General features: G+C 61.8%; 1 pseudogene. It reads right to left on the bottom strand.

Going from position 1 to position 435, the window contains the following annotated elements:
- Positions 1 to 311 (bottom strand): annotated as a pseudogene (locus tag ACZYOF_RS44370) (transposase); the annotation flags it as partial.
- Positions 312 to 435: the final 124 nt, after the last annotated feature.

The raw sequence follows: 435 nt of genomic DNA, 5'->3' as shown, positions 1-435 counted from the left end.
CGCGCGAGCGCCACCTTGGCCTTGCTCATGCCGGCGCGCCGGGCGATCCGCATCGCCCAGCTCTTCAATTGCGCACAGCCCTTGACCGGCTTGGTCAGCATGATGTGGGCGGCCTCGTAGAGCGCCGTGCGCACCGCGCCGTCGCCGATCTTGCTGATCCGGCCGGTGTAGTCGGTCTCGCCGGACTGATGCTTCTTCGGCGTCAAGCCGAAATGGGCGCCCACCTGCTTCGATGATGTGAACCGTCCCGGATCGTCGATCGCACTGGCATAGGTCAGCGCCACGATCGGGCCGACGGCCGGGACCGAGAGGGTGTCAGAAAGAATGTGTAAGCAGGTTTCTGTGAGTTTACCTTACCGAGGAGACTCACATGACGACCGACACGACGATTACACCTGAACTGCTGGATCAACTGCTTGCTAACTATGAGAAGCC

The organism is Bradyrhizobium sp. LeoA1Lang, assembly GCF_055413685.1.
This window is presented reverse-complemented; position numbering and strand designations above follow the sequence as displayed.